This is a genomic window from Kordiimonas sp. SCSIO 12603, assembly GCF_024398035.1.
In the GTDB taxonomy this organism is placed as follows: domain Bacteria; phylum Pseudomonadota; class Alphaproteobacteria; order Sphingomonadales; family Kordiimonadaceae; genus Kordiimonas.
The window spans coordinates 2,367,002-2,379,218 of record NZ_CP073748.1 but is presented as its reverse complement, the minus strand read 5'-3'; the positions used below and the strand labels follow the sequence as shown (position 1 = coordinate 2,379,218).

13 protein-coding genes are annotated in these 12,217 nt (G+C 44.2%); 3 read left to right on the top strand and 10 right to left on the bottom strand.

Features of this window, described 5'->3' with window-relative positions; translation table 11 throughout:
* Nucleotides 1–84: 84 nt before the first annotated feature.
* From KFE96_RS10960 to KFE96_RS10950, 3 genes are read right to left on the bottom strand one after another with little or no spacing between them, the layout of a single operon-like run.
* The gene (locus KFE96_RS10960; protein ID WP_255832635.1) at nucleotides 85–1,491 is read right to left on the bottom strand and encodes a M28 family metallopeptidase; all 1,407 of its coding nucleotides are present in this window, start codon (nucleotides 1,489–1,491) and stop codon (nucleotides 85–87) included.
* Between the two features lie 20 nt (nucleotides 1,492–1,511).
* Nucleotides 1,512–1,853: a 5-carboxymethyl-2-hydroxymuconate Delta-isomerase gene (locus KFE96_RS10955; protein WP_255832634.1), complete on the bottom strand. Its 342-nt coding sequence runs from the start codon at nucleotides 1,851–1,853 to the stop codon at nucleotides 1,512–1,514.
* Nucleotides 1,854–1,876: 23 nt separating this feature from the next.
* Nucleotides 1,877–2,299 (bottom strand): DUF4399 domain-containing protein, encoded by a 423-nt coding sequence (locus KFE96_RS10950; RefSeq protein ID WP_370650584.1) that lies wholly within the window; start codon nucleotides 2,297–2,299, stop codon nucleotides 1,877–1,879.
* A 131-nt stretch (nucleotides 2,300–2,430) separates the two neighbouring features.
* Between KFE96_RS10950 and def the strand changes: the two genes are divergently transcribed.
* A complete protein-coding gene (gene def, locus KFE96_RS10945; RefSeq protein WP_255832632.1) occupies nucleotides 2,431–2,985 on the top strand; it encodes a peptide deformylase in 555 nt (184 codons plus the stop codon).
* An 18-nt stretch (nucleotides 2,986–3,003) separates the two neighbouring features.
* Here the strand turns inward: def and KFE96_RS10940 are convergent, their stop codons facing one another.
* The 5 genes from KFE96_RS10940 to KFE96_RS10920 all read right to left on the bottom strand — a co-directional run bounded on the left by KFE96_RS10940 (nucleotide 3,004) and on the right by KFE96_RS10920 (nucleotide 8,550).
* Nucleotides 3,004–3,798 carry a hypothetical protein gene (locus tag KFE96_RS10940; RefSeq protein WP_255832631.1) on the bottom strand — a complete coding sequence of 265 codons (795 nt, stop codon included), beginning with the start codon at nucleotides 3,796–3,798 and terminating at the stop codon, nucleotides 3,004–3,006.
* A 75-nt stretch (nucleotides 3,799–3,873) separates the two neighbouring features.
* Nucleotides 3,874–4,566 (bottom strand): acetyltransferase, encoded by a 693-nt coding sequence (locus tag KFE96_RS10935; protein ID WP_370650583.1) that lies wholly within the window; start codon nucleotides 4,564–4,566, stop codon nucleotides 3,874–3,876.
* 115 nt (nucleotides 4,567–4,681) lie between these two features.
* Nucleotides 4,682–5,158, bottom strand: a complete 477-nt coding sequence (gene rpsI / locus KFE96_RS10930) for a 30S ribosomal protein S9 (RefSeq protein WP_255832629.1) — start codon at nucleotides 5,156–5,158, stop codon at nucleotides 4,682–4,684.
* Nucleotides 5,159–5,163: 5 nt separating this feature from the next.
* Nucleotides 5,164–5,622, bottom strand: coding sequence for a 50S ribosomal protein L13 (rplM, locus tag KFE96_RS10925; RefSeq protein ID WP_247019034.1), 459 nt, complete (start codon nucleotides 5,620–5,622; stop codon nucleotides 5,164–5,166).
* Between the two features lie 204 nt (nucleotides 5,623–5,826).
* On the bottom strand, nucleotides 5,827–8,550 hold the full coding sequence (locus KFE96_RS10920) for a PAS domain-containing hybrid sensor histidine kinase/response regulator (RefSeq protein WP_255832628.1): 2,724 nt from the start codon (nucleotides 8,548–8,550) through the stop codon (nucleotides 5,827–5,829).
* A 206-nt stretch (nucleotides 8,551–8,756) separates the two neighbouring features.
* On the opposite strand from KFE96_RS10920, the gene KFE96_RS10915 reads away from it, so the two are divergent.
* Nucleotides 8,757–9,764, top strand: a complete 1,008-nt coding sequence (locus KFE96_RS10915) for an NADP-dependent oxidoreductase (RefSeq protein ID WP_255832627.1) — start codon at nucleotides 8,757–8,759, stop codon at nucleotides 9,762–9,764.
* An 8-nt stretch (nucleotides 9,765–9,772) separates the two neighbouring features.
* Nucleotides 9,773–10,918: a nitrilase-related carbon-nitrogen hydrolase gene (locus tag KFE96_RS10910; protein ID WP_255832626.1), complete on the top strand. Its 1,146-nt coding sequence runs from the start codon at nucleotides 9,773–9,775 to the stop codon at nucleotides 10,916–10,918.
* On the opposite strand, the gene cutA is transcribed toward KFE96_RS10910, so the two are convergent.
* Together cutA and KFE96_RS10900 are read right to left on the bottom strand one after the other, a co-directional pair.
* The gene (gene cutA, locus KFE96_RS10905) at nucleotides 10,915–11,241 is read right to left on the bottom strand and encodes a divalent-cation tolerance protein CutA (RefSeq protein WP_255832625.1); all 327 of its coding nucleotides are present in this window, start codon (nucleotides 11,239–11,241) and stop codon (nucleotides 10,915–10,917) included. The genes KFE96_RS10910 and cutA overlap by 4 nt on opposite strands.
* Nucleotides 11,238–12,212, bottom strand: coding sequence for a COX15/CtaA family protein (locus tag KFE96_RS10900; RefSeq protein WP_370650515.1), 975 nt, complete (start codon nucleotides 12,210–12,212; stop codon nucleotides 11,238–11,240). Before KFE96_RS10900 ends, cutA begins: the two co-directional genes overlap by 4 nt.
* Nucleotides 12,213–12,217: the final 5 nt, after the last annotated feature.

Here is a 12,217-nt window from a genome sequence, read left to right as displayed (position 1 = left end):
CCTGAATAACATGTCACACCTGTTCACGGCTCAGTTACAAAAAAGGCCCGACATAATGTCGAGCCTTGATATAATTAATGACAGTTATTCTTCACTATCATCCGTGGGCATTACATCAAAGCGCCCCATGGAACCCGGGAAAACAACAGGTGTTTCTATGCCGTCATTAGCAACAGCTGCCACACCGAAGAGATAGTTATCGATTACCACGTTATCCAATGTTAGCTCTCTAGCATCACGTCCAACGAAACGGCTCCAACGCCACTGCGCGTCTGTTGTTAACCGCCAGTAAACGCGGAAACCTCTTAAATTAGCACGTTCGCGCACATCGGGACGAATGTTCCACTTTACTGTTGTAGAAGGCTGAACCGCCCCTTCAATTGTAACCTCAACAGGAAATGGGGGAGAGCCAGCAAATGTGGCTAGAGTTACAACATTAAGCGCTGTCAATTTACGAGCGTAATCAAAATCAACGCCATCAATTGTATCGCCGTATTTGATACCATTTTCAGTACGAATATCTTGGTGTTGGCGGTTGTAGTTCTCATTGGTTTCCATAATGCGAACACCAGGCCAGCCAGCTTCATTGAATGGCCTGTGATGGCCACCTCTACGGAAACGATCAAGCCGATAAACCATCATAACGTCGAGATTCGGGATATATTTATCAGCTAGCTTATCAACAAGACGCGCAATATTCCGGCTCGGACTATCTACCTCTCCGCCCCAAAAGCGGCGTTGGCGCGCTTCCTGAGGTGTTTCATTCACTCGCGTACCCTCTGAAAACACTCGAGCAGTTGTATTATCAATAACCCCGTTAATACCTTCGATATTACCGATCATATCATTGTTCAGTACGCCCATTATCCGCCAGCCCTGCTCCTTCGCATGGTCTGCAAGAATACGCCCACCATAGAGCCCTTGCTCTTCTCCAGATAATCCTGCGTACACAATCGTGCCTGGGAATTTGGTTTGGCAAAGTACACGAGCTGCTTCAATGGTACCAGCCATGCCAGATGCATTATCATTGGCCCCCGGGCTATCATCTGTGCTGTTCATTACATCAGATACGCGGCTATCAATATCGCCAGACATAATAACAATCCTGTCTGGGTCAAGGATACCACGCTGAACAGCAATTACATTGACCACCTCTGTTGGTTCTGGAATTCTGCCACCTGACACAGTATCTGAGACGGTGTAAACTTCTAAATCAGCCACACATCCTTCAGATATCCGGTTAAACTCGGCCTCAATCCAGCGCCGAGCGGCACCAATACCTCGAGTGTCAGATTTGGTATCTGAAAGCGTATGGCGTGTACCGAAGCCTACAAGTTTCTTAATATCTTTTTCTATGTTATCCGCAGATACCGCGGCAGCAAATCCATGCAGACGCCTAACGTCCTCTGGTGCATTTTCATGATCTTGTGCAACTAGTGCACCCGTTAGTGTGAGTGCAGCCACACCTGCTGTGAGTAATTTTTTCAACATGCCCTCCCCGATAATAGGTCCTACCGAGTTATCTTACTGTAGACCTCTCTGTCCATATCTCTTGCATCAACACTCAGTGAACTCACATCCAGCCCAAGTTTGGTAAATTTATCCAGCACAAGTGTTGTAAGTGCTTTTTTGGTTTCCTGAGAACGCCCAGACAAGAGATAAATTGTTATGTGTAAGAAAGAATTTTCTTCCCCGCCAATTAGCGAGTGAGGGCATGGGTAAGCTCTTACTTTTATATCATGCAGCCCAAACAAGCCACTTTCAACGGCACCCGCATGAGCCGTTTGCATAAGTGTATTAACATCGGCACCTTCAGCAATATCAGATGAATGCTCAATTACAAGATGAGGCATTAAAACAAACCTTTAATCTATTGTTATTTAACTATTATTGTTATTTTTTCTGAATATAGCGCAGGTAGGTGCGGCAGATGATATTGATCCGCCAAAAGAAGCTGCAGTGTATGCTTACCGGGCTTTAACTCGATCGTTACCTCAGTCTGCCCACCACCGAAGTGGCGGTGATTTTCATCCATTGGAATATAATCATCAACAGGTGGCAGCGGTACATCAATGATTAGGTGATGGTGTCCGGTACCTTCCTGCTCAACGCCTGCGGGCGCTACTCCCATACCTTTCAAACCAAACTTCACGGTAACCGGGCCAGAGATCGTTTCCCCGTTCTTTGGACTAATAAAATAAACTTCAGCACCTTCTTTTGAAGGGGTTCTTTCATCGGCAATAGTAGCCGTTGAGAACACGCAAGCTACAGCAATTACAGAGGTTTTTAGAAAATTCATCATGATAAATGCTCCCTTATCTGACCTTGGAGGAAGTATGATGTTAATTTCATTTAATATCTAGCTCGAAATCCATAATAAAAACGATTATAAAAATCGAAAATTTATCGAAACCCATGAGAGAGCTACCAATGCCAGTACGTCAGTTATTTTTCGGAACAGATCCAGAGCTTCGGAAGAAAGCAGTTCATGTAGGCGTGGTAGATGATACGGTCAGATCAGATATTAATGATATGTTTGAAAGCCTATATGAATACCGCGGTATTGGAATTGGGGCTAATATGGTTGGTATATTCAAACGTATCATCGTGATTGATCTGCAGGAAGATGGCAGCAAAAACCCGATTGCGATGGTGAACCCGGAGATTACTTGGAAGTCTGATAATCTTGTAAAACAAGAAGAAGCCTCTCTCTGTTTTCCCGGCATTTCTGCGGAAATCAGCAGGCCTGATGCTGTTGAAGTAGAGTATCTTGATGAAGAAGGTTCTGAACGGAGCATGAAAGCTGAAGGCTGGCTGGCCACAGTCATCCAACATGAAATGGATTACTTGGATGGAAAAAGTTATCTGGACCATTTATCCAAAATGAAAAAAGATCGGCTTATTAAAAAGATGGTAAAAGCTCAGAAACAAAATTCACACAACCACAGCTGCTGTGAAGATCCAAATTGCTCTACCAGTCATTAGTTTAACAGCTACAGAAGCTTATCCTGCCCCAAAATTCTCTACGATTTTTATGGTGGCACCTAATAAAATGCCAAAGAAGCCTGAATATAGCTGCATTAAAATAAAGCTGCCTAACATTCTGATAACACTGCTGGAAATTGAAAACTCGAAGAGTTCCCTACCAACGTTATATAGATAATAGAGCAAAAGCCCGAGTGCGAGCAGCTGTAATCCACCTAGTATAAGAGAAAAACCAGTATCAAAACCATAGGTCCATATCAGTAAATACCCAAGAACAGTGCTCAGCATGGTGTAAGGAATTATAATATATCCCGACAGCAGCATTGCATCAAATAGAGTAATATTCTTAGGGAAAACTGTTTTAACAGCAAGGCCAAGAAGCGCGATATTTACGAGAAAAACAGCAACAGGATATTCGTCCATGGTATTGAACAACATCCTATTTGTTTCATCTACTTCACTGTCGATATGCTGTTTCTTTTCCTCGCTTAGTTCGCCGGTGACACCCTCCACCATATCAGCGTTAGATGTTGTATAACCAAGCCTCTCCATGTCCATTGCGACGTTGGTCATAAACTCTTCCGAAGGTGTTATGTAGGCAAATAAAGCAAGGAGTGGAGAGATTGTAAGCAACAGTTTCAAGGGGCTGGAAATAAGCTTACTTTGAGCACTGATATATAATTGGAACACTTCCCAAGGCTTCAAAAAAGCCTGGCCGATAGTATATAGAACACCCTTTTTCAGGCTTAAAAAATCATCAAGGAACTCTTTAACAAGAGTAATAGCGCTTGGCCGCTCAACATTTTTTTCCATGCCATCCCCCTTAATGGTCAAAGCTAATACACTATGAGCAACAATAGTTTAGATTACAAGCTTCTGATATGTAGATTATTTACCTAGTGGTCGTGCAGGATTTCCAACTACAACGGTATTGGCTGGCACATCTTTTGTTACAACAGCGCCCATTCCAACAATCGCACCCTCGCCAATGATAAGAGGCTTTTCAGAACTCCCTTGTTTCAAAATAGCACCCGTTCCAATATAGGCGTGATCCTTAATATGGACATTGCCATTACAGTTTACCCTAGGAGCAAAGGTTACATAATCTCCAATTACACAATCATGCGCCACATAACTAAAGATATTAGCGTGAAAGAACTTTCCAATTTTGGCATTTGCTGTGATGATTGTATTTCCACATAACAAAGCCCCTTCCCCGATATCATTCTGAGCGAGGCTCGCAGCTGTTCGGGCTTCAACCGCCAATGGTTTAGCGCCTTTTTCAATACATCTGTTCGCAATAGCCTCTCGCGCTTTTGAATCCGCAATAGCTACATTAAATAGCTTGTCTTCATGCGGCATTTCAAAAAAGGCATCCTCAGATAAAACTTTAAAACCATTCACTTCATCGGTTGAGGCTGTTGTCTCAATAAAAACGAGCTGTTCTCTCAATACATCTAAATCGGTAGCCTCGAGCATATCTCTAACTAAAGGCATCACTTCCCGAGCAAATCCACCTGCGCCATAAATACCTATTAATGTATTTTCATTGAGAGAAATTTGAGAGCTATCAGAATACATTATACAGATACCTGCGTTATTTAAATTCTTGCCAACATTATAGAAGCGCATAAAAAAAGGCCACCCAAATTGGGTAGCCTTTTCCAGAATTCTGTAGTCGTATGACCAGTAAAGCTTAACGCTTCGAGAACTGGAAGGAACGACGAGCTTTTGCGCGACCGTACTTCTTACGTTCAACAACACGAGCATCGCGTGTTAGGAAGCCAGCAGCTTTAAGAGCAGCGCGAAGCTCAGGCTCAGCAAGCTGAAGTGCTTTGGAGATACCGTGCTTAACCGCACCAGCCTGACCAGAAAGACCGCCGCCCTTTACAGTAGCAACAACGTCATACTGGTTTTCACGGCCAGCAACTTGGAAAGGTTGGTTCACTACAAGACGTAGTGTTGGGCGTGCAAAGTATGTTTCCTGATCACGACCGTTTACAGTGATTTTACCTGAACCAGGCTTCACCCAAACACGTGCAACAGCGTCTTTACGCTTACCAGTAGCGTATGAACGGCCCTGTGCGTCTACAACAGGCTTACGCTCTTCTGTAGCTTCCACAGCTGCAGTTGCTTCGCCAGTGATTTCTTTAAGATCTTGAAGATCAGCCATGTCGCTTACCTCTTATTCTTAGGGTTCATGGCTGCAACGTCCAGAACTTCTGGCTCTTGTGCAGCATGTGGGTGCTCAGTACCAGCGTATACACGCAGGTTACGCATTTGTTGACGACCAAGCGGACCTTTAGGGATCATACGCTCGATTGCTTTTTCAACAACGCGCTCTGGGAAGCGACCGTCAAGGATTTCGCCAGCAGTTGCTGATTTAATACCACCTGGGTGACCAGTGTGACGGTAGTAAACTTTGTCAGTGCGTTTTTTGCCTGTAAGTTTAACTTTTTCAGCATTGATAACGATAACATTGTCACCACAGTCCATGTGCGGTGTGTATGTTGGCTTGTGCTTGCCGCGGAGAACAACAGCAACGGCTTGAGCCATACGACCAAGAACTAGGTCCTCAGCGTCAACGATAAGCCATTTCTTTTCGATCTCCGATGGTTTTGCGGAATAAGTTTTCATCGCAATTTGCCTCGGTTACCGGATCAAATCCGGAGTTTTACAACTATGCCCCTTACCATGTAGGCAAGAGGCTCAATTCATCTGTGGGCGTCTTATATAGGGAAAAGGAGCTTTGTCAACGGACAAAATAGCTTCTAATTTCGTAAAGATCAAAAATAACTCAACAAAAACAAATAGTTATAAAAACGGTATTTAAATACCCCATTATTTTAACTCATCCAGCAACCCAACCAGAGCATTTGATTTATCTTTAGGAACTGTTGGATTGTTTTTAGCTGATGATTGTTCCTGCTTTACTGGCTCTGTGCTGCAATCCCCAACTGCATGGTGGATTGCTTCCCCTAGCACACTATCAATGGTTTTTACTAACTCATCTCGATCAATTGGTTTGGTAACACAAGCATCCATCCCAGCCTCATGATATTCTGCTTTATGCTCCTCCATAGCATCAGCAGTGATGGCAATAATTGGAATACGCCGCTTAAGCCCGCCCATCTTGCGAATAGCTATGGATGCATCCGTTCCTGATACTTCAGGCATCCTAACGTCCATAAGAACAAGATCGAAATCTTCACTTTCTACAGCCTGAATTGCCTCTGCACCGTTTTCTACAATATGGAATTCATGGCCGAAACCACCAATCATTTCGCTAATGATATGCTGAAGGAGCATATTATCCTCCGCGATCAGCACAGATAGCTTCCTGTTCGCTTCGTATTGTGTAAGTTCCGATTTGGCTTTCAGTGTTGGCGCCAATACTTCCGTTTCAGCCGCATGATACGGCAATGTAAACCAGAACCGACTACCGATGCCTATCTCACTCTCCACACCAATCTCACCGCCCATAAGTTCGACAAGCCTCTTACAGATTGAAAGCCCGAGCCCTGTTCCTTCAAACCTTCGGGTAATTGAGGCATCTGCCTGAGTGAAATCCGCAAAGAGTTTACCGATGGTCTCCTTGGCCATGCCGATGCCGGTATCTCGAACTTCTATCTTAATAGACTCCTCTTTCTCGGACCTTAAAATAGAAGCCGTTAGTGTAACCCCGCCCTTCTTCGTAAATTTAACAGCATTTCCTATCAGGTTCATTAGAACCTGTCGCAATCTGGTTGGGTCTGCATTAATTGTTGTTGGCAAATCATCAGACATCTTCAGTTCCAGCTTGAGGTCTTGTCTTCTAACGCCTTTTCGTTTTTCCTCAAAAAAACCCAGCGCATCTTCAAGCATCCCCGGCAAATGGAAATCCAAACTTTCAATTGCCATTTTGTTGGCTTCAAGTTTTGAAATATCCAAAATGTCGTTCAAAATAGTGAGGAGTGAACGGGTTGCATCTTTAATCCGGTAGACTTTCTCTTTACTACCTTTGGAAAGCTTGTCATCAAGCAGTAGGTCAGCGAGCCCCATAACACCTGTCATTGGTGTTCTGATTTCATGGCTCATGCTGGCAAGAAACTCTGATTTCGCTTTGTTTGCGTGTTCAGCTTCTTCTTTCGCTCTCATCAAAGCTTCTTCTGCTTGTTTGGCTTCAGTGATATCTCTGACAATGCCGGTAAAATATACTTCACTGCCAAGGCGCAGCTCATTTAATGAAAGATGCATATGGAACTGGGAATTGTCCTGCCGCATCCCTATCACTTCACGACCGAAGCCGATAATCTTCGCTTCTCCGGTTTTAAGGTACCGCTTCAGAAAACCATCATGTTCGCGTGCAAGATGAATAGGCATTAGCAGCGAGACATTACGGCCAATGATCTCCTTAGCGGAATACTGGAAGATACTCTCCGCACCTTTGTTAAATTCTTGAATAATACCTCGTGAATCGATGACGATAATGCCGTCAATAGAGTTTTCCACGATTGCTCTGGTACGGCCCTCGTTCGCCCTTAACATCATCTCCCTATTGTAGCGATCGTATATATTCCAAATGGCAACTGCCATTAAGATGGTAACAATCAAAACTGTGGCCCAAAGACTAATAGAAATCATTCTTCTTGCGGTACTGAGCGCACCTTCAACCGCGGCAGCATTTTCTGCACTTTGGAGTTGGTGTTCATAGCTAAGGTCGACAAATCCTTCTAACGCAGGAATATCATCCACCCTAACTTCGGTATCGATTTCTTGTGGGGATAGCCCTTCAACTTTTAATTTTACAGCGGTTTCGAACACTAACTGATAAGCTGAAAGGGTTGCTTGAATATCATTTAGTGCGGTTACCTCGTTTTGATTAACCGCCAACGAAAGGTAGCCTTTTATAGCACGATTAGCAGCATCGGCCTTAGCTGCAGCCCTGTCTATGCGCCTCTTATCGCCTCTTAATATGAAATTCTTAAACTCATGGATCATCCCCCCATACCCAAGGGCAGCTCTCAATGAGTTAACCAAGTCTGCCTTAGAGTGCTGTGAACTTTTACTGGTTAAACCAGCCTCTTCCGATAATGCGTAAAGCGCTACCAGACCCGGTCCGTCATCCACCCTTACCGCACGATCTACCTCCACAGAAGCTTTCCCCTCTGCGACGAGATCTGAAGCTTCAAGGACTGCTTTGCGATATTCAGCTATTGTGTTTTGAAGGTCAATGAGCGCAACCTTCTCAGTATCTGAGATAGGCAAGGTTTTATATTCAGCCAAAGCAGCTTCAGCACCGCCTAATTTAGCCCAAACTATATCAAGGTAGGCAGGATCATGACGCAATACATAATTCTTAAACTCGTGGATCATCCCCCCATAACCCAGCTCTTTTCTAAGCTGGGTCACAAGAACCATTTTATCAGATTGTTGATCCGTATAACGTTGCCACTTTTCGTCAACCGAATTGGTATTACCACCGATATTTAAATTTAATCCGATAAGGACTAAACAAGCTAATGCAAGTCCCGCAACAAAAAGAAAGCCGCCACGCTCGAGTTTTATCAGTTCTCTAATCTGCATTTGGTGCTCATCCCTGAAATGCTTCAACTCGGAACACAGCCAACAAATATAAAACTACTAAAAACCTAAATTCATCACCGGCTAAGTATGGATACTACCGCTTTATGTTTGGTTAATTCCCTCAAAGACCTCCGTAACGACACCTTGCTTTTTGATCGGTTAAGTCTAATTCACGCCATAACAATTCAAAACATGGGTTTATAGATATGAGCAACCAACAGATTTTACTTAAAAGCCGCCCAAATGGCTGGCCGACAACAGATAACTTTGAGCTGGCAAATGCTGCTATGCCTGAGCCTGCTGAAGGTGAAGTACTTCTTCAAACCATCTATATGTCTGTTGATCCTTATATGCGTGGACGTATGAATGATGCGAAAAGCTATGTACCGCCTTTTCAAATCGGGGAAGCTTGTCAGGCAGGTATTGTAGCAAAAGTTATCGCTTCAAACGGAGGACCGTTTAAAGAAGGCGCCTACGTAACGGGCATGGGGCTATGGGCAAACTATATGGTAACTGACGGCACAGGCTTTCAGGAAATCCAGCCTGGGCTAGCGCCTCTTTCCTATTACCTTGGCGTTTTAGGCATGCCTGGTATGACAGCTTATGTAGGCCTTAAGGGCGTGGCTGAACTCAAAGAAGGCGATCAACTCTTTGTTTCAGCTGCATCAGGTGCCGTTGGGCAGGTAGTTGGTCAAATTGGTAAAAACATGGGCTGTCATGTGGCTGGCAGCGCTGGCAGCGACGACAAAGTAGCCTACCTAAAAGAACTCGGCTTTGATGAGGCTTTCAACTATAAAACCGAAGATGTTTATAAAGCTGTAAAAGCCTCTAACCCAAAGGGCATTGATGTTTATTTTGAAAATGTTGGTGGCCCTATTCTTGAAGCCGTTATCAATAACTTGAATTTCAATTCTCGTGTTGCGCTTTGTGGTATGATTGCCAATTATAACGCAACGCTGGAAGATATGCCTGCTGGCCCTCGCAATATGGTTATGCTTGTAGGCCGCAGTGTGAAAATGCAGGGCTTTATCGTCTCCAATTACCCTGATTTGTGCAGGGAATGGATTGGTGTTGGAGCTAAATGGATCGCCGAAGGCAAGCTTAAGTACCGTGAAAGTGTAGCTGAAGGTATCGAAAACGCACCTCAAGCCTTCATTGATATGTTGAGCGGTAAAAACTTCGGTAAGCAGGTGATTAAATTTGCTGATGAATAAGGCAACAGATGAAATTTAAGAAAACACTTACTGTACTGGCGGCCGTATTTGCGGTCGCCTTTTATCTATTTTGGCCGGGTTTCACACCTGACCTTGGCACTCAGTCGGAGTTATATCTCCAACATACTGAGAGTTTTGGCACAAATACTCAAAAGGGAAACGTTGTCGGCATAGAACCTTTTATGGTGCCCCTTGATTATGCCACCCCGGCCCGCTTCGAAGCCAAAATTGGTGGTTACATAAAAGAAGCACAAGGTAAAGGCTGGATAAACGAAGGCACTATTATACTGCTGCCAGAGCACATCGGAACTTGGCTCGCAGCCACAAATTCTGGCACACGAGTATATAATGCTAGCTCGACATTCGCTGCAATGCGGCCACTTATTTTTCAAAATCTTCTACAATTTCTGAAGAACCTCTATATTTTTGATAATACAGATAATGTTTCCGCGGCTTTCCTTCGGACACAAACCAAACAAACTGCAAGAGCTATAAATACTGTCTTCAGCAATCTCTCCAAAAAATACGGCGTAACTATTGTAGCTGGCTCAAGCGCGCTTATGACACCAGGCGTTTATCCTAACGCACTTACATATGGGCATGGGCCTATTTTTAATACTGGTTTCGTGTTCGGCCCAGACGGAAAAGCACAAGTGGATGCCATTCGTAAGGTTTACCCAATACCAAGCGAAACTGGTTTCACAACCGCTTCATCCTCTAAATTCCTTCCGACCTTCAAGAGAGACAGCATAGATTTCGGTGTTCTTATCTGTGCTGATAGCTGGTTTGAAGACACTAATGCTTTTATGGCTTCACAAGGTGTTCATTTATTGCTGGTGCCTGCTTATTTGGAAGGCATTCAATGGGATGCACCGTGGCAGGGATACACAGCAGGCGAACATGAAGAATATGCTTCATGGCACAGTGATGTTGGCCAAATAACCGAAGGTGAAGCGTGGATAAAATATGCATTCCCCGCAAAAGCCGCGAAATATGGCATAAAGTGGGGAATGACAGTATTTTTAAAAGGGAAACTTTGGGAGCAACAAGGCAATGGTCATGCTCTTATTATAGAAAACGGCACTCTTCATATCGGGAAAACCGGTTCTGAAGGTGCCGCTATCTATAATTTATGGCTTGATAAAAACTCTTAAGCTTTCGTCTGTCTTGCAACCCATTCTAGATATTCAGGATTGCCGTCTACAATAGGTGAAACTGTAATGCACGGAACACCGTAGCTGTGCATTTCTTTCACCTTCGAAATTACAGCATCAACGTGAGATGCTACTGTCTTCATTGTGACCGCTACTTCATTATCCAGTTGGATAACACCGTCCCATTCATAAATTGACCTGATACCTGTTTGCACATTAGCGCAAGCAATCAATTTTTCCCGAACAAGTGCAGTTGATATATGAACAGCAACATCTTCACTTTCAGCAGTTACATAAATTGTAACGCAATCTTCTTTTGTCATTTAGCCTCTCCCCGCCGTTGTATGTGCATTAAATTTATCAAAGCCGCAAGCACAAGTACGCCGCCGCCTTGGTGGGCCGTTCCCCACGATACAGGCACATAATTTAATAACATGATGATTCCAAGGGCCATTTGCAATAGCACGGATAAACCAAAGAGGTATGCAGCAGCCTTTATCTGATACACAGATTTCCTCACTGCTATCAAAATAACAAACATCAAGCCCGTGAGGACATAAGCTCCAATCCGGTGATCAAATTGTACAGTAACAGCATTATCGAAGAAGTTTCGCCAAGCTGGTTCAAGCCCCAGCAATCCATCAGGAACAAATGTTTCCCCCATGAGCGGCCAAGTATTAAATATATGCCCTGCTTTCAGGCCCGCGACCAGTGCGCCCATAACGAGCTGAAGAACCAGTACCAGCATAGCTATGTGCGTTAATCGCTTCACACCAGATTCCGTACGTGAAGGTCTTGGATTCAAAAGTGAAAGCCCTGTCCAAAGAATAGCTGCGAACAAAAATAACGCGAGCGAGAGGTGAGCTGTAAGGCGGTAATGGCTTACTGCTGGTTCATCTACCAAACCAGATTTTACCATATACCAGCCAAGAAGGCCCTGAAGCCCCCCGAGAACAAATAAAACAACCAGACGCGGCTTATAACCACTAGGAATTCTTCCTTTAGCCCAAAACCAAGCGAATGGCACAAAAAAGAAAACGCCAATCAACCGCCCAAGAAGACGGTGACCCCATTCCCAATAGAAAATACCTTTGAAATCTTCCAGACTCATTCCTGCGTTTTTAAGCTTATATTCTGGGCTAGCTTTGTAGTCGTTGAATTCGTCCATCCATTCTGCTTCAGACATCGGTGGAAGCGCGCCCGTTACAGGGTTCCAATTTACCATGGAAAGCCCGGATTCCGTCAGGCGCGTAGCGCCACCCACAACCACCATCACAAAGATGATGAATGCCATAAACA